Origin of the sequence: Sulfitobacter sp. THAF37 (assembly GCF_009363555.1) — a bacterium.
Taxonomy (GTDB): Bacteria; Pseudomonadota; Alphaproteobacteria; order Rhodobacterales; family Rhodobacteraceae; genus Sulfitobacter.
Genome location: NZ_CP045372.1, coordinates 2,787,354 through 2,811,035 on the forward strand (window position 1 = coordinate 2,787,354; position 23,682 = coordinate 2,811,035).

A 23,682-nucleotide genomic window follows, 5' to 3' on the forward strand; every position below is an offset into this window, starting at 1 on the left:
TTTGTTGAAAAGTAATTCATTCCCGGCATGATCGTTGCAGTGCAGCAGCAAGGAGAGGTCCCAGATGGCCCAGACGCCCAGTCCCAGCGAAACCGAAATGATGCTCAAAGGATACGGATTGACGACGGCGGAGTTCTTTTACCGGATGCCGGATTACACCCATGTTCTGAACTCCTACATCTGGCAGGATTACGACCTGGCGCCGGATCATCCCAAGTTGTTCGGTTTCGTCGAATTCTGGCAGGAAAAGATCGACGGCGCGCTGCATTCGGTGCGTTTTACCCATCGCAAGCTGATCGGCCCCGGTGAGTGGCGCAATCAGGTGGGGGAATTCATCCTTCATTAGCGTATCGCCAGGCGACGTTGTGTCGGTGGGGGCCGGGCGAAATCGAGAAGCGGATCACGGCGGCCCGGAAATGCCTCGCGGCAGGGGGGGGCGACTGGATGACCGTCCGGGCGCATGAAGGCCCCAGCGCCGCGCCGACCCGCGCGGCGGGCATGTCATCCGTCTCTGAATGTCTGAGCTAGGCCGAGCAGCTGGCCCCGCCCAGCACGCAGAACTTGGCGCAATGGGGGTGGTTCAGGGACACGTCGCCTTCGGCCTCGGCCAGGGTGGTGCCCAGTTCGAATTCGGGGGAATAGGGCAGCAGGGTGCAGGCCAGCACGGCAGGTTTCTCGGCGCCCTTGCGCTTGACCACCATGCGGGATGACGCACACATGACCGCGTCGGGCGACTTGTCCAATATGCCCCAGCAGGCGGTGGTGATCTCGGGCACGTCGATGCGTTCGTCCATTTCGGGAAACAGCACCGTCATGCCGGGGTCATGCGCGTCGATGTCGAAGCCGTGCTCGGCAAAGAAGGCCGCATAGCCCGCGCGGCTCTGCGCTTCGCTGTCCGCAAAGACCGAGCGCCCGGCGATGGCCATGCGAATGCCGTTGTCCCGCAGCCATTTCATGCCGGTGAGGGTCTTGGCAAAGGAGCCTTCGCCGCGCTCGGCGTCATGCAGCGCCGGATCGTGGTGATCGACAGAGATCCGCAGCGTCAGCTTGCCGGGATGTGCCGCGTTCAAACGCTTGATGCCCTCCTGCATGGTCTTGCGCATCATCGGGCGCATGGCGTTTGTCAGGATCAGCACGTCATAGCCGCGCGCCAGCGCCGCTTCGGTCATCTCGATCATCTGGGGATTCATGAAGGGTTCGCCGCCGGTAAAGGCGATTTCGCGCACGCGCCAGTCCCGCGCCTCAAGCTGATCGAGATAGTCGCGGACCTCGTCCGCGGTGATGTAGACCAGCGCGTCGTTCGTGGGCGAGGAGTCGATATAGCAGTTCGCGCATTCGATATTGCAAAGCGTCCCGGTGTTGAACCACAGCGTTTGCGGGTGCGTCAGCGCGACCCGCGCGCGCGGCTCGCCCTTGGCGGTCACTGCAGGATCGCTGAACTTGCCCTGGTTCGCCCGCCCCTTGGCGGGGGCCATATCTTTCATGATAGGTCCTTGTCTGATCGTTACGGATGCTGTTCCCTGTGCTAAGCGATCGGGCAGGACATGAAAAGTCTTGTCCGTGGGCGGTGCACGACCTTGTGATGCCCGGATTTACGAGTATGGTAGCGCTAACAATGCCGTTAGGAAGAACAGCGTCAGGAACAGTGGCGCGTAGAACAGTAGCTGACAAACCGCGGGGGGCACCATGACCCAGACCAGAGACAGGCTGCCGAATATGGTCAGCCGGGTGATTCCCGTCGATCCGTTCGACCTTGTCATTTTCGGCGGTACCGGCGATCTTGCGCAGCGCAAGATCCTGCCGGGCCTCTTTCGCCGCTTCGTTGCGGGGCAGATGCCGGCGGAATCGCGCGTCATCGGGGCGGCACGGACCGACCTGGACCGGGACGGCTACCGCGAGATGGTGGCAGGGGCGATCAAGGAGTTCGGCGGCGATTTCCAGTACACCGCGCAGTCCCTGAAGGATTTTCTGGACCGGATCGAATACACCCCCATCGACGCGCTGGGGGATGCGGGCTGGGCCGAGCTGCAGGAGATGATGAAGGGCAAGGGCCGGACAGAGGCCTATTATTTCTCGGTGTCGCCCACGCTGTTCGGGGAACTGGCCGAACGGCTTCAGCACTGGGGCATGGCCGACAAGGATGCCCGCATCGTCGTGGAAAAACCGTTCGGCCGCGATCTGGAAAGCGCCCATGCGCTGAACGCCACGCTGGCGACCTATTTCAACGAGGACCAGATCTACCGGATCGACCATTATCTGGGCAAGGAGACGGTACAGAACCTGATGGCGGTCCGGTTCGGCAACATGCTGTTCGAGCCGTTGTGGAACGCCCAGTTCATCGACCATATCCAGATCACGGTGGCCGAAACCGTCGGTGTCGGGGGCAGGGGCGAATACTATGACAAGGCGGGCGCCATGCGGGACATGGTCCAGAACCACCTGATGCAGCTGCTGTGCCTGATCGCGATGGAACCGCCCGCGCGGTTCGCCCCCGACGCGGTGCGCGACGAAAAGCTCAAGGTGATCCGCGCGCTCGACCCGGTGCTGCCGCACCATATCGTGCGCGGTCAGTACCTGGCCGAGGAAGGCAATGAACAAAAGATGCCCTCCTACCGCGAGGCCGTCGATGCGCCCCGGTCGCGCACCGAAAGCTTCGTGGCGCTCAAGACCCATATCAGCAACTGGCGGTGGGCCGGGACGCCCTTCTATCTGCGCACGGGCAAGCGGTTGTCTGCGCGGTCGTCCGAGATCACGGTGGTGTTCAAGGAAACCCCGCATTCGATCTTTGGCGAGGATGCGGGCCGGCACCGCAACGTGCTGTCGATCCGCCTGCAGCCGAACGAAGGGATTACACTGGGCGTGACCATCAAGGAGCCGGGGCCGGGCGGCATGCGGCTGATCGACGTGCCGCTGGACATGAGCTTTGCCGAGGCCCTGGGCGAGGACGCGGATCAGGTGGACGCCTACGAGCGGCTGATCATGGACGTGATGCGCGGCAACCAGACCCTGTTCATGCGCGGCGACGAGGTCGAAGCCGCCTGGGCCTGGACCGACCCGATCATTCAGGGGTGGGAGTCGCGCAACGATGTGCCCAAACCCTATGACAGCGGGTCCGCGGGGCCGGATTATGCCAATGAACTGATGCGGCGCGATGGCCGCGAATGGCGGGAGGTAACCCCATGAACCTGATCGAATATCCCGACCGGGAAATCCTGGCGATGAAGGTGGCGAACCGGCTGGCGGGCGAGCTGAAGAAATGCCTGATGACCCATGAGCTCGCCTCCTTCGCGGTGCCCGGCGGGACCACGCCGGGGCCGATCTTTGACATGCTCAGCGGTACCGCGCTGGATTGGGACCGCGTGCATGTGATGCTGACCGACGAACGCTGGGTGTCCGAAAACGACGACCGGTCCAACGGCGCGCTGGTGCGGGACCGGCTGATGACAGGCCACGCCGGGGCGGCGCGCTTCATCCCCTTTTTCCAGCCCGGCATGGACGCCGAAACCGGCGCGGCGGCGCTGGCGCCCACGCTGGACGCCGAACTGCCCCTGTCGCTGCTGGTGCTGGGCATGGGCGAGGACATGCACACCGCCTCGCTGTTTCCGGGGGCCGACGGGGTGGCGGCCGCGATGGCCAGCGGGGCACCCAACCTTTGCCCCGTGCATGTGGCAGGGCAGGATATCGCCCGCGTCACCTTGCCGGCGCATGTGTTGCGCGGGGCCATGTCGACCCATGTGGTGATTTTCGGCGATGCCAAGCGCGCGGCGCTGGAACGGGCCGAAAACCTGCCCCCCGAAGAGGCGCCGATCGCCACCGTTCTCAACAGCGCAGAGGTACATTGGGCCGCATGACACCGATCTGGGACAAACTGAACCGCCGCGCCGGGGCCGCGGCAGACCGCCCGCTGCTGACATTGTTCGAAGACGCGGGCAGGGCGCGGGATTTCTCCGTCACGCTGGAGAACCTGCATTTCGACTATGCAAAGACCAACATCGACACCGACACCCGCGCCGATCTGATCGCGCTGGCAGAGGCGGCCGGCGTGGCCGCGCGGCGCGACGCGATGTTCGCGGGCGAGACGATCAACTGGACCGAGGGCCGCGCGGTGCTGCATACCGCCCTGCGCAACCTCGATGGCGGGCCGGTGATGGTGGACGGGCAGGACGTGATGCCCGGCGTGCGCGACACTCTGGCCAGAATGCGCGACTACGCCGACGCGGTGCGCGGCAGCGACATCACCGACGTGGTGAACATCGGCATCGGCGGCTCCGACCTCGGCCCCGCGATGGCGGTGGCGGCGCTGGCCCCTTACCACGACGGGCCGCGCTGCCATTTCGTGTCGAACGTGGACGGCGCGCATATCGCCGACACCCTGCGCGGGCTGGATGCAAGGACAACGCTGGTGATCGTGGCCTCCAAGACCTTCACCACCATCGAGACCATGACAAACGCCCGCACCGCCAAGGCCTGGATGACCGACCACGGCGGCGACCCCGCCCGGCAGTTCGCAGCACTCAGCACCGCCGGGGACAAGACCGCGCAGTTCGGCATCGACCCGGCGCGGGTCTTCGGCTTCGAGGACTGGGTCGGGGGGCGCTATTCCATGTGGGGGCCGATCGGGCTGTCCCTGATGATCGCGATCGGGCCCGGGGCCTTCGACGCGTTCCTGCGCGGCGGACAGGCGATGGACCGGCATTTCCGCGCCGCCGACCCGCAGGAAAACATGCCCATGCTGCTGGCGCTGGTGGGGATCTGGCACAACCAGGTGCTGGGCCACGCCACCCGCGCCGTGCTGCCCTACGATCAGCGGCTGCGTATGCTGCCCGACTATCTTCAGCAGCTGGAGATGGAGAGTAACGGCAAATCGGTCCGCATGGACGGCACGGATGCCGCGCACCACACCGGCCCGGTGGTCTGGGGGGCGGCAGGCACCAACGGCCAGCACGCCTTCTACCAGCTCATTCATCAGGGCACCCGGGTCGTGCCCTGCGAATTCCTGGTCGCAGCCAACGGTCACGAGCCGGACCTGGCCCATCATCACCAGCTATTGCTGTCCAATTGCCTTGCACAGTCCGAGGCGCTGATGCGGGGCCGGTCCCTCGACGAGGCCCGGCAGAGGATGGCGGCCAAAGGGCTTGACGGAGAAGAACTGGAACGCCAGGCCCGGCACCGGGTGTTCCCCGGCAACCGGCCCTCCACCACGCTGATCTACCCGCTGCTCGACCCCTTCACGCTGGGCCAGATCATCGCGCTCTACGAACACCGCGTCTTCGTCGAAGGGGTGATCCTGGACATCAACTCCTACGATCAATGGGGGGTGGAACTGGGCAAGGAACTGGCCACCTCGCTGCAACCCATCGTGGAAGGCAATGAGCCCCCAAGTGACAAGGACGGCTCCACCGCCGCCCTGGTGGACTACATCCTGAAACACCGGAGCTGACCCGGCTTCTTTATGCCCCAAATACCTCCGGGGTTTGGGGCAGCGCCCCAAAAATCGGGCATCGAATGCGGCGCAGCCGCACCGTCGGGTCACACCAGGTCCGGCGCGCGCCCCATCCGGTTGGCAAGCCGCCCCACCGTCAGCCCCTGCACGACGATGGAAAAGACGACCACCACGTAGGTGCAGGTCAGGATCAGCGATTTCCATTCGCTCTCCGGCAGCGACAGCGCCAATGCCACGGAAATCCCGCCCTTCAGCCCGCCCCAGGTCATGATCGGCGTGACCCCGGCCGAAAAGCTCCGGAAGGGGCGCAGCATGGCAATGGGCACCGCCACCGCGGCCAGCCGCGCCAGCAGGGCCAGCAGGACCGTCGCCGCCGCCGTCATCAGCACCTCCCCGCCAAAGGCGATGGCAAAGACCTCGAACCCGATCATCAGAAACAGCACCGCGTTCAGGATCTCGTCGATCAGTTTCCAGAACGCTTCAACGTATTTCCGGGTCTCTTCCGACATGCCGCGTGCGGTCCCCACATCGCCGATCAGCAGCCCCGCGCAGACCGCCATGATCGGGGCCGAGACATGCAGCCAGACCGCCAGTTCGTAGCCGCCGAACGCGAGACCGAGGGTCAGCAGCACCTCCAGCGAATAATCGTCGATCCGGCGCATCACCCGGAACGTCAGCCAGCCCAGGATCAGCCCCAGGACCGCGCCGCCGAATGCCTCCTGCACGAACAGCAGTGCCGCATCGCCAAAGGGGCTGCCGCCCGACCCGTGCTCTGCAGCGGGAAAGGCAAGCCCCAGCAGCACCAGGAACACCACGTATCCGACCCCGTCGTTGAACAGGCTCTCGCCCGCGATCTTGGTCTCCAGTGCCTTGGGCAGGCTGGCCTCCCGCAGCACCCCCAGAACCGCCACCGGATCCGTGGGCGAGATCAGCGCGCCAAAGACCAGTGCCACCATCAGCGGCATGCCGGTCAGCCAGGAAAACCCGACGCCCACCACCAGGGTCGACAGCGCGATGCCCAGCGTCGCCATCAGGAACACGGTCAGCCATTCGCTGCGCAGGTCGCTCAGCTTCACATGCAGCGCCCCGGCAAAGAGCAGCAGACCCAGCATCCCCTCCAGCAGCGCCTCGGAAAAGTCGATGCCGTTGACCAGTTGCCGCACCGTGTCCGCGATGCCCAGGGCGGGCAGGACAAGGTCCAGCCCCAGCAGCCCGAAAGACGCCAGCAACGACACCACCAGAATACCGATGGCCGACGGCAGCTTCAGAAACAGGTAGTTGATCGCGCCGAACACCCCCGCCATGACGATCAGCAAGGAGGTGATCTGCAAAAAGTTCATGTCTTCAGATCGTAGGTGATCCACATGGTCCGGCTGGCCATCCGGTCATAGACACTGCGCCCGCGGTAGTTGTCGTCCGCCGTGATCCAGCGCACCGTCGCCCACCCGCGCGCCCGCGCGTGATCGGCCACCGCATCTATCAGCGCCTGCGCCGCACCCGATCCGCGCGCCGCCGGATCGACGAAGAGATCGTCGAGAAAACAATTGGTCGCGGCCCGCAGGGGGCTGGCGAAGGGCCTGAAGTGGGTGAGGCCGATCAACTGGCCATCCGGCCCCTCGGCGACAAACCCCTTGCATTCATGCGCCTCGTCCATCAGCCAGCCAAAGACCGTATCGCGCATCTGGGCCGTCTGGTCCACGCGGTAGAATTCGGCGTATCCCTGGTAAAGCAGATCCCAGCCGTCGCGGTCCTCGGGTCTGGTCGGGCGAATGGTCACGGTCATCTGGACACCTTCGGTTGAGGACCCGGCAAGGGCCGACAAAACAATAGCTTGTATGACGTTTAGGCAGGTTATCGCAGGCTTGCAAGTGGTCGGCGCCTGCTCCACTCTGGGTTCAAGAACGGATGAGGAGGATCCCGATGCTTGGTCAGATGATGTCGCAACCGCTGTTGATTTCCAGCTTGATAACCCATGCCGAACAATACCACTCCGGGGGGGGTATCTACTCGGTCAACACCGGCGGCGGGGTGGAGGAAACCACCTGGGGCGAGGTTGCGGCCAATGCGCGGCGGCTGGCGTCGGCGCTGACGGGCCTCGGGCTGGACCCGCAGGCGCGCTGCGGCACCATCGCCTGGAACAACCGGCGGCACCTTGAGATTTACTTTGGCGTGTCGGGCGGGGGCTTCGTGTGTCACACGATCAACCCACGGCTGTTCCCCGAGCAGCTGGTCTATATCCTCAACCATGCCGAGGACAAGGTGCTGTTCATCGACGCCACCTTTGTCCCGCTGGTGGCCGCGATCCGCGACAAGCTGGAGCATCTGGAGCATATCGTCCTGATGGAGGCCGAGGTGGGCGATGCTGCCGAGAAACTGCCGGGCATCATCGCCTACGACGACCTGCTGGCCCAGGGCGATGCCGGGTACGACTGGCCGGACATGGATGAAAACACGGCGTCAAGCCTTTGTTATACCTCGGGAACCACCGGGAACCCGAAGGGTGTGCTCTACAGCCACCGCTCGACCGTGCTGCACAGCTTCGGCATCAATCTCGCCGACAGCGTGGCGATTTCCGCAGCCGACGTCGTCCTGCCGGTGGTGCCGATGTTCCACGTCAACGCCTGGGGCGCACCCTATGCCTGTGCCATGGTCGGGGCCCGCATGGTGATGCCGGGGCCGGGGCTGGACGGCCCCTCGCTGGTCAAGCTGATCGACAACTACCGCGTGTCGCTGGCGCTGGGGGTGCCGACGATCTGGCTGGGCCTGCTGGGCGAAGCCAAGAAGGGCGGCAGCAAGCTGGAAAGCCTCAAGCGTACCGTGGTGGGCGGCTCGGCCTGTCCACCGTCGATGATCAAGAGCTTCCGCGAAGAATTCGGCGTCGATACGATCCACGCCTGGGGCATGACCGAGATGTCGCCGGTCGGCACGGTGAACCGCCCGCTGGCCAAACACGCGGACCTGCCCGAACAAGAACAGCATCGCCTGCGCGAGAATCAGGGGCGGCCGGTCTTTGGGGTAGAGCTGGAAATCCTCGACGAGAACGGCAAACCGCTGCCGCATGACGGCAAGGAACAGGGCGATCTGGTGACACGGGGGCATTGGATCCTCGATGCCTATTTCAAGAAGACCACCGATGAGACGCTGACCAACGGCTGGTTCGACACCGGCGATGTCGCCACGATGGACCCTGATGGCTATGTCACAATCAAGGACCGGTCGAAGGACATCATCAAATCGGGCGGCGAGTGGATCAGCTCGGTCGAGTTGGAAAACATCGCCATTTCCCATCCCAAACTTGCCGATGCCGCCGTCATCGGGGCCCGGCACGAGAAATGGGATGAACGCCCGGTGCTGGTCGCGGTCAAGGCCGAGGGAGAGGACCCGTCAGAGGAAGCGATCCTGGAGATCTTCGACGGCAAGATCGCCAAGTGGCAGATCCCCGACAAGGTCGTCTTTACCGACGAGTTGCCCCGCAACGCGACGGGCAAGGTGCTCAAGCGGAACCTGCGGGACGAATTCGGCGACGTGCTGATGGGGTAGGGACCGGTTGGTGCACTCGCCCGGTGTCCTGTACGGCCCGGGCGGCACCGCGGCCCGGCCTCAAGCCCCTTTCCACCGCTCCAGCCGCGGGATGCCGCGGGTGAAAAGCGACGCCATCACCCTGGGCATGCCCGAGCGCATCCAGGCCGGGAAGGTGGAGCACATGCAGCCCGTCCTGCCCCCCAAGATCGCCGAGGTTTCCGACCCCCTTGCCGCAAGCCGACGTTTCCTCGACCTGCCGGAACAGAGGAAACAGACGCTTGCGCGCGCGCCGCAGGATGGATTGAATGAAGTGGAAGATGGAGCGGGTAACGAGAATCGAACTCGTAACTAAAGCTTGGGAAGCTGCCGTGATACCTTTTCACCATACCCGCGCGCCGGTGGAATGGATATGCCCGGGGCGCTTCGCCGTCAAGAGGCGGCGGTGACAAAACGGAGGACGCGATGAGTTTCAAACCTGACGGATACAACAGCGCGTCGCCCTATCTGATGGTCCGCGATGCCACTGCGACCCTGGACTTTCTGCAGGCCGCTTTTGGCGCGACCCGCCTGCGGGTCATCCGGGGCGAGGGCGGCAAGGGGATCATGCATGCAGAGGCGCGGGTGGATGATACGGTGATCATGATGGGCGAGATGCCCGAAGGCCCCGAGGCCCATGTGCATGTCTACGTGGCCGAGGCGGAAGCGACCTTTGCCCGGGCGCTGGCGGCGGGCGGGACGGAGGTGCAACCGCTGACGGACAAGGGCGACGGCGACCTGCGCGGCGGCGTGCGGGATGCCAATGGCGTCACCTGGTGGATTGCCCGGCAGCTGGATTGATGGGACCGGGCTTGGTGGAGACGAAAACGCATCATTTCCCCTTGCCGCCGGATCGCCTGCGATCCGGTTCGCACCCGACCTCGCCCCCCAGGGCGGGTGCGAAACTGCGACCGCGCAAAATGCTGCGAAGTATGGAAAAATGGAAACGCCTCGACAAATGGAGGGCCGCCATCGGGATCGGGTGCGAACCTGCCGTCGACAGCTGTCTCAATGAACCGAACTTTGCCGCCGGGAAGCTGAGCGCGGTCAGCCTGCGGTTCGGGCGGTGAAGATGTTGATCAGCGCGGGAATGCGGATGCCGTCGGGCGTTGCATAGGGGGCCAACCCTTCGGCCAGGGCGTTGCACAGGCGGGCGCGCTCCTGCGGTCCTGCCTCGAAATGGGTGAGGGCGCGATGCGCGGGGCCGATGTCGCACATCAGTTCCGCGACCTTTTGCGCATCGCCCGGCGGCGTGAGCGGGAGCGTGACCTCGCTGGCGGCAATGTCGCGCAGCCCTGCCCCCCCAAGCTGGGCCACAACCTTGCGGGTGTCGCGCATCGCAAAGGGGCCGGGCGCTTCGGGGTCGGTCTTGGGCGGGGCGCCGATCACCTGCTTTGCGATCCCGGCAGGCATGGTGAAATAGGGGTTTTCGGCAATCTCTCCCCAGGTGGCGAAGGTCAGGCGCGCACCGGGGCGCAGGCCGCCCGCGATGTTGGCGAAGGCCGCTGTCGTGTCGGCAAAGAACATCACGCCGAAGCGCGAGATCATCGCGTCGAAGCGGTCCGGCCCGAAATCGTGGGTCTGCGCGTCGCCCAGCACGAAGGACACGTTTTTGTGGTCTGCCGCCAGACCGCGGGCGTGATCCAGCAGGCTGCGCGAGATATCGAGCCCGCAGGCGCCGCCCGCGTCTCCGACCTGCCGCGCCGCCGCGACCGTGCTGGTGCCCGCGCCACAGCCGATGTCCAGCACCCGGTCGCCCGCCTGCAGTTCCGCATCGGCCAGCACCCGGTCCAGGACCGGGGCAAGGGTGCGGTCCATCGTCTGCATCCGGGCGACCCAGGTGGGTCCAGCCTCGTCGGTCCAGAAGTCCTGTTGTTCGGTGTTGCTCATGCGCGGCGTCTCCTGCGGCGGCCACCGCCCTCGGTGCCCTTGTCCGCGCCGGTGTTGAAGGTGACGTCGGGCAGCGACACGATGGAGTTGAGGATCGGGAAGGGCTCAACCGCGTTGGGGATGGCGGAGGCGTTCACGAAGTGCTCCTGAAAGCGCGGCTCGATCGCTGTTTCGACCTTGTGGATCTCGCGCACCGTCTGTTCGATCCCGGCCCGGGCATCGACGTTCAGCAGGGCGATGCGCGCGCCGGTGCCCGCGGCGTTCCCGGCAGACGTCACCTTGTCCAGCGGCGCATCGGGGATCATGCCCAGCACCATCGCATGTTTGGTGCTGATATGCGCGCCGAAGGCACCGGCCAGCACGATGCGGTCCACCTTGTCCACGCCGAACTTGTCCATCAACAGACGCGCGCCGGAATAGAGCGCGGCCTTGGCCATCTGGATCTCGCGGATGTCGCGGTTTGTTACGGTGATGCGGGGGCCGCCATGCGCGGTGCCGTCATAGACGAGGTAGGAATTGGTGCGCCCGTCCGCAAACACCGCCGAAGAGCCGGTCTGCTCCGCCGTGCCGATCAGGCCGGGGGCGTCGACGATACCGTGGATGCGCATCTCGGCCACCATTTCGATGATGCCCGACCCGCAGATACCGGTCACGCCCGTGGTGGCGATCTCGGCCTCGAAACCCGGATCGTCGGACCACAGGTCCGATCCGATCACCTTGAACCGCGCCAGCTTGGTGCCCGGGTCGATTTCCACCCGTTCGATGGCGCCGGGCGCGGCCCGCTGGCCCGAGGAGATCTGCGCACCTTCGAAGGCGGGACCGGTGGGCGAGGAGCAGGCCAGCACCTTTTCGCGGTTGCCCAGCAGGATTTCCGCGTTGGTGCCCACGTCCACCACCAGCATCAGGTCGTCGGATTTCTCCGGCGCCTCGCTCAGCGCGACGGCGGCGGCATCCGCGCCCACGTGCCCCGCGATGCAGGGCAGAATGTAGGCCCGTGCGGCGGGGTGGATGGTCAGCCCCAGGTCCTTGGCCCTGAGCCGCATGGCGTTGGATGTGGTCAGGGCAAAGGGCGCCTGGCCCAGCTCGAACGGGTCGATCCCCAGGAACAGGTGGTGCATCACCGGATTGCAGACAAAGACCGCATCCACGATCAGCCCCGCGTCGATGCCCGCCTCCGCCGCGATCTGGTCGAACAGGGTGGCCATCCCCTCGCGCACCGCGCGGGTCATTTCTTCGGCGCCGGAGGGGTTCATCATCGAATAGCTGACCCGGCTCATCAGGTCCTCGCCAAACCGGATCTGGGGGTTCATCACACCGGAGGACGCGAGGACCTCTCCGGTCTGGAGGTCGCACAGATGCGCCGCGATGGTGGTGGAGCCGAGGTCGACGGCAAGACCGTAGAGCGTCCCGTCGTAATACCCCGGCCAGATGTGCAGGATGCGCGGCATGTGCTTTGCATCGCCCAGATTGATCGCGACAGTAACCTTCCAGTCGCCTTTGCGCAGGATCGGCTGCATCGTCTGCATGATGTGAAGGTCCGCTTCGACATTCTCGATCTTCCATTGCGTGCGCAGCGCATCGCACAGCCGTTCCAGATCGCCCGACGGGTCATGCATGTCCGGTTCCGCGACATCCACGTAGAACAGCCGGGTCGAGGGGTTCAGCACGATGTCCCGCGCCTCCGCCCGTTTGCGCACCACCTGCTTGTGCACCTGGCTTTCGGGGGGCACGTCGATCACCACGTCGCCCTGAACGGTGGCCTGGCAGCCCAGCCGCCGACCGTCCTTGAGGCCGCGCTTTTCCTTGTAACGCTGTTCGACCTTGTTCCAGTCGGACAGGGCGTCCGGCTTTACCTCCACATTGTGCTTGGAGAAGCTGCCGTAGCTGGGCGTGATCTGGCATTTCGAACAGATGCCGCGCCCGCCGCAGACCGAATCCAGGTCCACCCCCAGCTGCCGCGCCGCCGTCAGGATCGGCGTGCCGACCGGGAACCGCCCCCGTTTGCCGGAGGGCGTGAAAATAACCAGCGGATCAACGTTCATCGGGGCACTCCATGAATTCTGCCGCCAACATAGCGGTCCGCGTGCCGGGTGAAAGGCAAGAGGCGGCAAAATGTCGTTGGCCTGCGCCATTATCGGCACAGCCCCGCGGAACGGCCCGGATTTTTCGCGCCGCGTCGCGCCTGGGCGCGTGGTCCGGGCCGCGCATGGCCAGCGGATCCAGCATCGGCCCTTTCCAATCCCGTCCATCCGTGAAATAGCAAACCGCCAAATGAACCCCGATGAACGCAAAGCGGAGAGCGACGATGGAGATTCGTGAGGCACTGACCTTTGATGATGTACTGCTGGTGCCGGGAGCGTCTTCGGTCCTGCCATCCACGGCCGATACCCGGACATTCGTCACCCGGCGCATCGCGATGAACATCCCCCTGCTGAGCTCGGCCATGGACACCGTTACCGAAAGCCGGATGGCCATCACCATGGCGCAGGCCGGAGGTATCGGGGTCATCCACAAGAACCTCAGCGTCGAGGATCAGGCGCGCGAGGTCCGGCGGGTCAAACGGTTTGAAAGCGGGATCGTCTACAACCCCGTGACCCTGCGCCCCGACCAGACACTGGCCGATGCCAAGGCGCTGACCGAACGCTACCGCTTTACCGGCTTTCCGGTGGTCGACGAAAACGGGCACCTGCTGGGGATCGTTACGAACCGCGACATGCGCTTTGCCCAGCATGACGACACGCCGGTCCACGCGATGATGACCGCCGAAAACCTTGCCATTCTGCGTGAACCCGCGGACCGCGACGAGGCGATCAGCCTGATGAAGGCGCGGCGCATCGAGAAGCTGCTCGTCACCAATTCGCAAGGCAAGCTGACCGGGTTGCTCACGCTCAAGGACACCGAGAAGTCCGTGCTGAACCCGACCGCCTGCAAGGACGATCTGGGCCGCCTGCGCGTCGCCGCCGCCACCGGCGTCGGAGAGGCCGGTTTCGAGCGGACCGAGGCGCTGATCGACGCCCAGGTCGATATCGTGGTGATCGACACGGCGCACGGGCATTCCGCGGGCGTGCTTCAGGCGGTGGAGCGGGTGAAACGGCTGTCGAACGACGTTCAGGTGATTGCAGGCAACGTCGCCACGCCCGAAGCGACCCGCGCCCTGATCGACGCCGGTGCCGATGCGGTCAAGGTCGGGATCGGTCCCGGCTCCATCTGCACCACGCGCATGGTGGCAGGCGTGGGGGTGCCGCAGCTGACCGCGATCATGGATTGCGCGGCCGAGGCGGGCGATGTGCCTGTCATCGCGGACGGCGGTATCAAGTTTTCGGGCGATTTCGCCAAGGCGATCGCGGCGGGGGCGTCCTGTGCCATGGTCGGTTCGATGATCGCGGGGACGGATGAATCCCCCGGCGAGGTCATTCTGTACCAGGGTCGCAGCTTCAAATCCTATCGCGGGATGGGCTCTCTCGGGGCGATGGCCAGCGGGTCGGCGGACCGGTATTTCCAGAAGGACGCCGCCAGCGACAAGCTCGTCCCCGAGGGGATCGAGGGGCAGGTCGCCTACAAGGGCAGCGCGGGCGCGGTGGTGCACCAGATGGTCGGCGGTCTGCGCGCCGCCATGGGCTATACCGGCTGCGCGACGGTGGCGGAGATGCGCAAGGACTGCAAATTCGTGCGGATCACCGGCGCGGGGCTGAAGGAAAGCCACGTCCACGATGTTCAGATCACCCGCGAGTCGCCCAATTATCGCGGTGGCTGAAATATGGTTTTGTATATCCTTTTCAATACCATGTCGGATGATCTTCATGCAGGCCTCGGGTCGTGACACCCGGTGCCCGTGTCGCGGCGGCGATCGAGATACTTGAGGACATCCGCGCCGGACAGGCGGCGGAGCAGGCGCTGACCCGCTGGGCGCGGCGCAGCCGCTTTGCCGGGTCAAAGGACCGTGCCGCGATCCGGGACCATGTGTTCGACGTGCTGCGCTGCCGACCGCTGGCGGCCCATTACGGGCGCGGTGAGACGGGCCGTGCGCTGATGCTGGGCCTGCTGCACCTGCAGGACGGGCAGATCGACGCGCTCTTTTCCGGTGAGGGACATGCGCCCGCACCCCCTGAGGGTACCGAACTGGACTTTCCCGCACCGCCCGACGACCGCGCGACCCGCTGGTGCCTGCCGGAGTGGCTGGTGCCGCTGTTCGCCACGGCTTTGGGCGACGGCGCGGGCGACACCGCCCGGGCACTGCAGTCCCGCGCACCGGTTTCGTTGCGGGTCAACCTCGCCCGGATCGACCGGGGGGCGGCGCAGGCTCTGCTGGCGGAACAAGGGGTCGAGACGGCTCTGAACCCAGCGACCGACGCGGCGCTGACCGTCACCAAGGGGGAGCGGCGTATCCGCAATGCGCCCGCCTATGCCGACGGTCTGGTCGAGCTGCAGGATGCCGCGAGCCAGGCGGTGGTCGCGGCCCTGCCGGGCGGCGGTCGCGTGCTGGACTATTGCGCCGGTGGCGGCGGCAAGGCGCTGGCGCTGGCGATGGACCCCGCGCGGGTCGTGCTGGCCCATGACATCGACCCCCGGCGGATGTCCGACCTGCCCGCGCGGGCGGCCCGGGCCGGTGCGTCGATCCGGCAGGTGGGGACGGAGGATCTGGCGCAGGCGGGCCCCTATGACGTGGTGCTGTGCGACGCGCCCTGTTCCGGTTCGGGCGCCTGGCGGCGCGCGGCCGAAGGGAAATGGACGCTGACGCCGGACCGCCTGGCCGATCTGACAGCGATCCAGGACGGCATTCTCGACGCGGCCTGCGGGCTGGTGGCACCGGGTGGCACGCTCGCCTTTGCCACCTGTTCGGTGCTGCGCGAAGAGAACGAGGACCGCAGCGCCGCCTTCCTCGCGCGGCACCCGGAATGGGCCTGCGGATTCGAGCGGCGATTCCCCGTCGATGCGGCGGGTGACGGGTTTTACACTGCGCATTTCAAGCGTGTCTGACCGCCTTCCTTTCCCCTCCAGATAGCATCCTTGCGACGGTTAAGCTTCGGTTAACCCTGAGGCCGCCTAATAGCCGACGATTCGAGCAGAATTGGAGGAGAGGACGTGTCTGATCGCCTGGGGCTGGACGCAACGGATGCAAGCCCGGTTTCGCGGTCGCCAGTATCGTCAGCGGGCACGGCGCGGCCCGCGGTCGGGCGCGGCGCGCCATGGGTCTTGCTGGCGCTGGCGGTGCTTGCGATAGCGGCGGGATATCTCGTGCCGGACCGGATGATGACGCTGGGGCTGCTTTCTGCGGGGGGGACATTGGCCGTGATCGGCTGTGTGATGCTGGCGCGGGCGACGGTTCAATCGGCGCGCCCGATCGCGGCCACCGACAGCGCGGACAGCTTTATCGCCCATGATACCATCGCTTCTTTCATCGCTGAACAGGATGGGCTGATCCATACCGCCAACCGCGCGGCCCATCGCCTGCTGCAGCAGGACAGCTTCACCACTCTGGGCGCGGCGCTGTCCGAGACTTTCGCGAACCCCGCCGGTATTCTCTACCGCCTGCAATCGCGGGCCGATGCCACCGGTTCGGCCCAGGAAGACGTGGCAACGCGCGCGGGCCAACTGCGGTTGTCGGTCTTTGCCATTTCCGCGAACCGCTTTGTCTGGCGGCTGGAACAGCTGGGCGCGCGGGCGGCCCCGGTGCGCGCGGGGCAGGAGGGGGTGCAACTGCCGATGCTCATGCTGGGGCGGAGCGACGTGGTGCTGTTCACCAACGATGCCGCGCGGCGTCTGCTGGGCGGGCGGGTCAAGACGCTCGACCGGGTGTTCACCGATCTGCCGCCGGTGTCCGGTGCGCTGGCAAAGGTGTCCTGCGCCGAAGGCACCCGCGACATGTTGGTGTCGGTGGTCGATGCCGGGGCGGGGCGTCGGGCACTCTACCTGCTGCCTCCGCCCGAGGCGGGCGTGCAGGGGCAGGTTCAGGGCTGGCAGGCCTTTCAGGACCTGCCGGTGCCCATGATCCGGCTTGCGCCCGACGGGGCGGTGCGGTCCTTCAACCGGATGGCCGCCACCCTGGTCGGCGCGAAACTGGCCGAAGGGGTCAACATCGCGCAGCTGATGGAGGGGCTGGGCAGGCCCATCGGGAACTGGCTCAGCGATACGCTGTCCAACCGGGTGGTGCAGAAGTCCGAGTTTCTGCGGCTTACCCGCACCGACAGGGAGCGGTTCGTGCAGGTGGTGCTGAACCGGATCATGGAGGACGGCGAAGCGTCGCTGATCGCGGTCCTGCACGACGCGACAGAGCTGAAATCCCTGGAGGCGCAATTCGTGCAGAGCCAGAAGATGCAGGCCATCGGCCAGCTGGCCGGTGGTGTCGCGCATGATTTCAACAACCTGCTCACGGCCATTTCCGGCCATTGCGACCTGCTGCTGTTGCGCCATGATCAGGGCGATGCCGACTACGGCGATCTGGTCCAGATCAACCAGAACGCCAATCGCGCCGCGGGTCTGGTCCGTCAGCTTCTGGCGTTTTCGCGCAAGCAGACCCTGCGCCCCGAAACGCTGGACCTGCGGGACACGCTGGCGGATCTGACGCATCTGCTGAACCGCCTGGTGGGCGAGAAGGTGACGCTGACCCTCAGCCACGATCCGGTGCTGCGCCCGATCCGCGCGGACAAGCGACAGCTTGAACAGGTGCTGATGAACCTGGTGGTCAACGCCCGCGACGCCATGCCGGCGGGCGGCGAGATCAGGATCGTCACCGAATGTATCACCCTGACCGAACCCTTGATGCGGGACCGTGTGCATGTGCCCGCCGGCGACTATGTCACGGTAGAGGTGATCGACAACGGGCAGGGCATCCCGGCGGACAAGGTGCCCAAGGTGTTCGAACCCTTCTTCACGACCAAACGCACGGGGGAGGGGACAGATCTGGGCCTGTCCACCGCCTATGGCATCGTGAAGCAGACCGGTGGCTTTATCTTTGTCGATTCGCAGCCCGGCACCGGCACCACGTTCATCCTGTATTTCCCGGTGCAGGAGACGAAGGACGAAGCGCCCCCGCGCCCGGACACCTCTGCCGGAACGCATGCCCCGGCGTCATCGGACGGTGTGATACTGCTGGTGGAGGACGAAGCCCCGGTGCGTGCCTTTGCCAGCCGCGCGCTGCGCATGCGCGGATTTACGGTGCTGGAAGCGGAATCGGCGGAAGCCGCGCTGAAAACGCTGGAAGACCGCGACCTGAACGTCGATGTCTTTGTCACCGATGTGGTGATGCCGGGAATGGACGGTCCCAGCTGGGTGCGCGAGGCGCTCAAGGAGCGGCCCGGCGTGCGCGTGGTCTTTGTCTCAGGTTATGCCGAAGACAGCTTTGGAGAGGAGCAAAAACAAATCCCGAATTCGGTGTTTTTGCCGAAACCGTTCTCACTCACGGAACTGACCGAGATGGTGAACAAGCAGATGCACTGACCCACCACCGGTATGCGCCAGGTCCGGTCGGCACGCTTCACATATGCGACAGGCCTGCGCCGGGCACCAGCCGCCCCGGGTCGTCCGGTGGGGGCCGTGACAGGCCCGGCCGCTGTTCCGGAGCGGGCGATGCGGTGATGCGCAGCCGACCGGGGGACATGGCGTCTTGCGCCTGCCGCCACTGGTGTTCGGGCAACGACCATTCGGGCAACGACCATTCGGGAAACGAACGGCCCCCCTTTTTGCCGACCCTTCCATTCGCCCGAGCCGTCCGTTGCCGAAGAATGCCGTGATAAGGCAGCCAAGCCCGGAAACGGCTGTCAGGGAATCGACGCGTAAAGTTCGAACTCATCCGCGCATTTGCGGCGAAACCGCTCCGCCACCCCCGGCGACAGGGTCAATTCCATCGCCGGAGAGACATTTTCCCGCGCAAGTTCGATTTGAATATCGAGCCGGTCTTCGAGAAAGGACTTGAGCCTGGGTTGATCCTCGTACCGGAAATAATGGGTCACGCCCGTCCCGTTGGGCTGGGCCTTCATGAACTGGACCTGACTGCCCACATCGGCAAAGCCGGGTTTGTCGCCCTTCATGTAGGCGAGCACGAATTCGTCGAAACTGATTCCATGGGTCGCATTTGGCTTGCCCTCCATGAAAGGACGCTGCCGGTAGCGGTACCAGCTGCCCAGCCAGGAGACCGGCTCGCGCATGACCGCCATCACCTCCAGCTCGGCGCCGCAGACACGTTCGAACATCGGCCGGATGAACCGGTTGTAGCGATAGACCGGCGCGTGTTTCAGCATCGGCGGATCCGAGATCACCATGTCCGCCCGCGCCGCGAGCGCGCTTTCGTAGGCGGTGGTCCCGGTCTTGGGCACCGACAGAAAGGCGAGGCGTTCTTTATAGAAAACAAGCATGTATGCCCCTCATCAGCCTCTCACCGCTCCCGGTTGTTGTCGTAAACTACTTCTTAACCACCCGGCGCGAAAGATGGGGGTGGAAATAATTTGATTGAAATGTTCCGGTTTTGGTCTCATAAGAACATTAATGGAACAAAAATGCGGCGCGGACGGCGATTGCTGATCCCGCGCCACTGTGACACTAAGGGAACGGGCAAATGGCAACGGCAGATTTATTGACAATGGACAATAAGAAATCAGCGGAAAAGCAAAAGGCGCTGGACAGCGCACTTGCGCAGATCGAACGGCAGTTCGGCAAGGGCTCCATCATGAAGCTCGGTGCCGAAGGGGCGATCCAGGACATCAAGGCGAGTTCCACAGGGTCGCTGGGGCTGGACATCGCCCTGGGCATCGGCGGCCTGCCGATGGGCCGCATCATCGAGATCTACGGCCCCGAATCCTCGGGCAAGACCACGCTGACCCTGCATTGCGTGGCCGAACAGCAAAAGGCCGGCGGCGTCTGCGCCTTCGTCGATGCGGAACACGCACTCGATCCGCAATACGCCCGCAAGCTGGGCGTCGACATCGACGAGCTGCTGATCTCGCAGCCCGACACCGGCGAACAGGCGCTGGAAATCACCGACACGCTCGTGCGCTCGGGGGCGGTCAACATGGTGATCGTCGACTCGGTCGCGGCGCTCACGCCGAAGTCCGAGCTTGAGGGCGATATGGGCGACAGCTCCGTCGGGGTGCAGGCCCGTCTGATGAGTCAGGCGATGCGCAAGCTGACCGGCTCCATCAGTCGCTCCAACTGCATGGTGATCTTCATCAACCAGATCCGGATGAAGATCGGCGTCATGTTCGGCTCTCCCGAGACGACGACCGGCGGTAACGCGCTCAAGTTCTATTCGTCCGTCCGGCTGGACATCCGCCGCATCGGCGCGCTGAAGGACCGCGACGAGGTGGTCGGCAACGCAACCCGCGTGAAGGTGGTCAAGAACAAGGTCGCGCCGCCCTTCAAGCAGGTGGAATTCGACATCATGTACGGCGAAGGCATCTCCAAGATGGGCGAACTGCTGGATCTCGGTGTCAAGGCCGGTGTGGTCGAGAAGTCCGGTTCGTGGTTCTCCTATGGCGACGAACGGATCGGCCAGGGCCGCGAAAACGCCAAGACCTTCCTCAAGGACAATGGCGCGATGGCGATGGAGATCGAAGACAAGATCCGCGCGGCGCATGGGCTGGATTTCAACGGCACCGAAGACAACGACGGCGACATTCTGGAGGCCTGACCGGCCCCCGACCGCCACGAAGTTTCAGACCGAAGGGGCGCGCTGGCATGTCGCGCCCCTTTTCGCATGTGCAGCCTGTGGACAGGCACGGCCCCCGGGGTTATCTGACAACGACCGCATTTGTCCCGGAAGGCCAGATTGATGAAGACCCTGAACGAAATCCGATCCAGCTTTTTGTCCTATTTCGACAAGAACGGTCACCGGGTTGTCCCCTCCAGCCCGCTTGTCCCGCGCAACGATCCGACGCTGATGTTCACCGCAGCGGGCATGGTGCAGTTCAAGAACCTCTTTACCGGGGTCGAGACCCGCGATTACAGCCGCGCCGTGACCGCGCAGAAATGTGTGCGGGCCGGGGGCAAGCACAACGATCTGGACAACGTGGGGTATACCGCGCGCCACCACACGTTCTTCGAGATGCTGGGAAATTTCAGCTTCGGCGATTACTTCAAGTCCGAGGCGATTCCCCTGGCTTGGGATCTGCTGACCAAGGTTTTCGGCATCGACGAAAAACGCCTGCTGGTGACGGTCTATCACACCGATGAAGAGGCGGTGGATATCTGGAAGAAACATGCGGGCCTGTCGGACGACCGGATCATCCGCATCGCCACCGATGACAATTTCTGGTCCGCGGGCCCGACCGGCCCCTGCGGCCCCTGTACCGAGATTTTCTACGATCACGGGGATCACATCTGGGGCGGCCCTCCGGGCAGCCCGGAAGAGGACGGCGACCGGTTTGTCGAAATCTGGAACCTCGTCTTCATGCAATACGAACAGTTCGAAGACGGCACCCGGCGGGATCTGCCGAACCAGTCGATCGACACCGGCATGGGCATCGAAAGGGTCGCGGCCCTGCTGCAGGGCACAAACGACAACTACGCCACCGACCTGATGCGCAGCCTGATCGAAGCCTCCGCGACGGCGTCGAACACGGACCCCGACGGTCCGGGCAGGACCCACCACAGGGTGATCGCGGACCATCTGCGGTCGACCTCCTTTCTGATGGCGGACGGGGTGATGCCGTCCAACGACGGGCGCGGCTATGTGCTGCGCCGGATCATGCGGCGCGCGATGCGCCATGCGCATCTGCTGGGCGTGCAGGACCCCTTGATGCACCGGCTGGTGCCCGCGCTGGTTCAGCAGATGGGCGCGGCCTATCCGGAACTGGGCCAGGCGCAATCGCTGATCACCGAAACCCTGCTGAACGAAGAGACCCGTTTCAAGCAGACGCTGGATCGAGGGCTGCGCCTGCTGGAGGACGAGGTGAACGGTCTGGACGAGGGCGCGAACCTGTCGGGGCAGGCGGCCTTCAAGCTTTACGACACCTATGGGTTTCCGCTGGACCTGACGCAGGACGCCCTGCGCGAACAGGGCCGGGCCGTGGACATCGAAGGTTTCGACGCCGCCATGGCCGAGCAGAAGGCGAAGGCCCGCGCAGCCTGGGCCGGGTCGGGCGAGGCGGCGGATGCCACCGTCTGGTTCGACGTCGCCGAAAGACACGGCCCCACGGAGTTCCTGGGCTACGAAACCGAAAGCGCGGAAGGCCAGATCAAGGCGCTGGTGATGGGCGGCGTTCTGACCGAAATGGCAAAGCAGGGCGACAGCATACAGGTCGCCTTCAACCAGACGCCGTTCTACGCCGAAGCCGGCGGTCAGGTCGGTGACACCGGCACCATCCGCACCGGAACGGGCGAGATCACCATCACCGACACCCGCAAGGCGGCCGGGGTCTTTGCGCATTTCGGCAAGGTGACGCAGGGCGAGGTCAAGGTTGGCCAGGCCGCCGTGCTGGAGGTGGACCACGCCCGACGGGCTGCCATCCGGGCCAATCACTCCGCCACCCACCTGCTGCACGAGGCGCTGCGCGGGGCCCTGGGGGATCACGTGGCACAGCGCGGATCGCTCAACGCACCGGACCGGCTGCGCTTTGACTTCAGCCATGCCAAGGCGCTGTCGGCGGCGGAACTGACCCGGGTCGAAGCCGAGGTGAACGACTACATCCGCCAAAACGCGGCGGTGGACACCCGGATCATGACGCCCGACGACGCCCGTGCCCTGGGGGCGCAGGCCCTGTTCGGAGAGAAATACGGCGACGAGGTACGCGTGGTGTCGATGGGCCGGCAAGAGGGGTCGGGCAAGGGCACCGACAGCAACACCTATTCGCTGGAATTGTGCGGCGGGACCCATGTGCGCCAGACCGGGGACATCGGTGCGTTTGTGCTTCTGGGCGACAGCGCCAGCAGCGCGGGGGTGCGCCGGATCGAAGCCTTGACCGGTGCGGAGGCGCTGTCCTGGCTGCGTGCGCAGCAGACCGCCTTGTCGCGTACCGCGGAGGCGCTCAAATCGACGCCTGCGGATGTGCCCGACCGGGTGCGGGCGCTGATGGAGGAACGCCGCAGCCTCAGCAACGAGGTGGCGCAGCTGCGGCGCGAACTGGCCATGTCCGGCGGCGGTGCCACGCCACCCGACGTGCGCGAGGTGGGCGGCATCCGCTTCGTGGCCCAGGTCCTCACCGGCGTGACCGGCAAGGACCTGCCGTCGCTGGTGGATGACCACAAGGCCCGGCTCGGCTCCGGCGCCGTCCTGCTCATCGCCGACACCGGGGGCAAGGCTGCCGTGGCCGGTGGCGTCACCCAGGACCTGACGGATCGTCTCTCGGCGGTGGACATCGTCCGCGCGGCAGTGGCCGAACTGGGCGGCAAGGGCGGCGGCGGCCGTCCTGACATGGCCCAGGGCGGGGGTGCCGGCACCGACAACGCCGAGGCCGCCATCGCGGCCGCAGAAACCGTACTGAAAGGATAGGCTCATGGCCGCACTCTGGATCGCCCATGTCACCGTCACCGACGAAGAAGCCTACGGCAAATACGCCAAGCTCGCCGGTCCCGCCATCGCCGCACATGGCGGCAGCTTCCTCGCGCGGGGGGGCCGTTTCGTCCAGCTCGAAGGCAAGGAGCGGGCCCGCAACGTGGTGGCGCGCTTCCCCTCGGTCGAGGCGGCGGAAGAATGTTATCACTCGGAAGCTTACCAGGAGGCGCTCAATCACGCGCGCGGCGCATCCGAACGCGAGCTTCTGATCGTCGAGACAACCGAATAACAGCCGCCATATCGCGGCCCCGGGCTTCTTTATGCCCTAAATACCTCCGGGGTCCGGGGCAGCGCCCCGGAATGTCCC

At 65.3% G+C, this 23,682-nt stretch carries 19 protein-coding genes and 1 tRNA gene; 13 read left to right on the plus strand and 7 right to left on the minus strand.

Going from position 1 to position 23,682, the window contains the following annotated elements; translation table 11 throughout:
* The first annotated feature begins 64 nt into the window (after positions 1–64).
* On the plus strand, positions 65–346 hold the full coding sequence (locus tag FIU94_RS13645; RefSeq protein ID WP_152466308.1) for an usg protein: 282 nt from the start codon (positions 65–67) through the stop codon (positions 344–346).
* A gap of 178 nt (positions 347–524) precedes the next feature.
* On the opposite strand, the gene FIU94_RS13650 is transcribed toward FIU94_RS13645, so the two are convergent.
* Entirely contained in the window at positions 525–1,484 is a 960-nt protein-coding gene (locus FIU94_RS13650; protein ID WP_152466309.1) for a radical SAM protein, read from the minus strand.
* Between the two features lie 232 nt (positions 1,485–1,716).
* Between FIU94_RS13650 and zwf the strand changes: the two genes are divergently transcribed.
* The 3 genes from zwf to pgi are packed head-to-tail and all read left to right on the plus strand — an operon-like array spanning position 1,717 to position 5,440.
* Positions 1,717–3,183: a glucose-6-phosphate dehydrogenase gene (zwf, locus tag FIU94_RS13655; RefSeq protein ID WP_152467061.1), complete on the plus strand. Its 1,467-nt coding sequence runs from the start codon at positions 1,717–1,719 to the stop codon at positions 3,181–3,183.
* A complete protein-coding gene (gene pgl / locus FIU94_RS13660) occupies positions 3,180–3,851 on the plus strand; it encodes a 6-phosphogluconolactonase (RefSeq protein ID WP_152466310.1) in 672 nt (223 codons plus the stop codon). Before zwf ends, pgl begins: the two co-directional genes overlap by 4 nt.
* On the plus strand, positions 3,848–5,440 hold the full coding sequence (gene pgi / locus FIU94_RS13665; protein WP_152466311.1) for a glucose-6-phosphate isomerase: 1,593 nt from the start codon (positions 3,848–3,850) through the stop codon (positions 5,438–5,440). The genes pgl and pgi overlap by 4 nt, the downstream gene beginning before the upstream one ends.
* Positions 5,441–5,529: 89 nt before the next feature.
* Here the strand turns inward: pgi and FIU94_RS13670 are convergent, their stop codons facing one another.
* Positions 5,530–6,783, minus strand: a complete 1,254-nt coding sequence (locus tag FIU94_RS13670; protein WP_152466312.1) for a sodium:proton antiporter — start codon at positions 6,781–6,783, stop codon at positions 5,530–5,532.
* Complete coding sequence (locus FIU94_RS13675) at positions 6,780–7,226, minus strand: GNAT family N-acetyltransferase (RefSeq protein ID WP_152466313.1); 447 nt, start codon at positions 7,224–7,226, stop codon at positions 6,780–6,782. Before FIU94_RS13675 ends, FIU94_RS13670 begins: the two co-directional genes overlap by 4 nt.
* 137 nt (positions 7,227–7,363) lie before the next feature.
* On the opposite strand from FIU94_RS13675, the gene FIU94_RS13680 reads away from it, so the two are divergent.
* Positions 7,364–8,983, plus strand: a complete 1,620-nt coding sequence (locus FIU94_RS13680) for a long-chain-fatty-acid--CoA ligase (RefSeq protein ID WP_152466314.1) — start codon at positions 7,364–7,366, stop codon at positions 8,981–8,983.
* Positions 8,984–9,083: 100 nt separating this feature from the next.
* Positions 9,084–9,317 carry a hypothetical protein gene (locus FIU94_RS13685; RefSeq protein ID WP_152466315.1) on the plus strand — a complete coding sequence of 78 codons (234 nt, stop codon included), beginning with the start codon at positions 9,084–9,086 and terminating at the stop codon, positions 9,315–9,317.
* Here the strand turns inward: FIU94_RS13685 and FIU94_RS13690 are convergent.
* A tRNA-Gly gene (locus FIU94_RS13690) sits at positions 9,284–9,357 on the minus strand. The genes FIU94_RS13685 and FIU94_RS13690 overlap by 34 nt on opposite strands.
* A 70-nt stretch (positions 9,358–9,427) precedes the next feature.
* On the opposite strand from FIU94_RS13690, the gene FIU94_RS13695 reads away from it, so the two are divergent.
* Positions 9,428–9,802: a glyoxalase/bleomycin resistance/extradiol dioxygenase family protein gene (locus tag FIU94_RS13695; RefSeq protein WP_152466316.1), complete on the plus strand. Its 375-nt coding sequence runs from the start codon at positions 9,428–9,430 to the stop codon at positions 9,800–9,802.
* 246 nt (positions 9,803–10,048) lie between these two features.
* Here FIU94_RS13695 and FIU94_RS13700 read toward each other — a convergent pair whose 3' ends face one another.
* Positions 10,049–10,891: a methyltransferase domain-containing protein gene (locus FIU94_RS13700; protein WP_152466317.1), complete on the minus strand. Its 843-nt coding sequence runs from the start codon at positions 10,889–10,891 to the stop codon at positions 10,049–10,051.
* Positions 10,888–12,933 (minus strand): ASKHA domain-containing protein, encoded by a 2,046-nt coding sequence (locus FIU94_RS13705; RefSeq protein ID WP_152466318.1) that lies wholly within the window; start codon positions 12,931–12,933, stop codon positions 10,888–10,890. Before FIU94_RS13705 ends, FIU94_RS13700 begins: the two co-directional genes overlap by 4 nt.
* Positions 12,934–13,196: 263 nt before the next feature.
* Here FIU94_RS13705 and guaB point away from each other — a divergent pair, with 263 nt between their 5' ends.
* The 3 genes from guaB to FIU94_RS13720 all read left to right on the plus strand — a co-directional run bounded on the left by guaB (position 13,197) and on the right by FIU94_RS13720 (position 18,328).
* Positions 13,197–14,645, plus strand: a complete 1,449-nt coding sequence (gene guaB / locus FIU94_RS13710; protein ID WP_152466319.1) for an IMP dehydrogenase — start codon at positions 13,197–13,199, stop codon at positions 14,643–14,645.
* A 62-nt stretch (positions 14,646–14,707) separates the two neighbouring features.
* On the plus strand, positions 14,708–15,868 hold the full coding sequence (locus FIU94_RS13715) for an RsmB/NOP family class I SAM-dependent RNA methyltransferase (RefSeq protein ID WP_152466320.1): 1,161 nt from the start codon (positions 14,708–14,710) through the stop codon (positions 15,866–15,868).
* A gap of 270 nt (positions 15,869–16,138) precedes the next feature.
* On the plus strand, positions 16,139–18,328 hold the full coding sequence (locus FIU94_RS13720) for an ATP-binding protein (RefSeq protein ID WP_152467062.1): 2,190 nt from the start codon (positions 16,139–16,141) through the stop codon (positions 18,326–18,328).
* A 320-nt stretch (positions 18,329–18,648) separates the two neighbouring features.
* Here the strand turns inward: FIU94_RS13720 and FIU94_RS13725 are convergent, their stop codons facing one another.
* Entirely contained in the window at positions 18,649–19,242 is a 594-nt protein-coding gene (locus FIU94_RS13725; protein ID WP_152466321.1) for a gamma-glutamyl kinase, read from the minus strand.
* A 200-nt stretch (positions 19,243–19,442) separates the two neighbouring features.
* Here FIU94_RS13725 and recA point away from each other — a divergent pair, with 200 nt between their 5' ends.
* From recA to FIU94_RS13740, 3 genes are all read left to right on the plus strand, one after another.
* Positions 19,443–20,513, plus strand: a complete 1,071-nt coding sequence (recA, locus tag FIU94_RS13730; protein ID WP_152466322.1) for a recombinase RecA — start codon at positions 19,443–19,445, stop codon at positions 20,511–20,513.
* A 141-nt stretch (positions 20,514–20,654) separates the two neighbouring features.
* Complete coding sequence (gene alaS, locus FIU94_RS13735; RefSeq protein WP_152466323.1) at positions 20,655–23,312, plus strand: alanine--tRNA ligase; 2,658 nt, start codon at positions 20,655–20,657, stop codon at positions 23,310–23,312.
* A gap of 4 nt (positions 23,313–23,316) precedes the next feature.
* Positions 23,317–23,604 (plus strand): DUF1330 domain-containing protein, encoded by a 288-nt coding sequence (locus tag FIU94_RS13740; protein WP_152466324.1) that lies wholly within the window; start codon positions 23,317–23,319, stop codon positions 23,602–23,604.
* Positions 23,605–23,682: the final 78 nt, after the last annotated feature.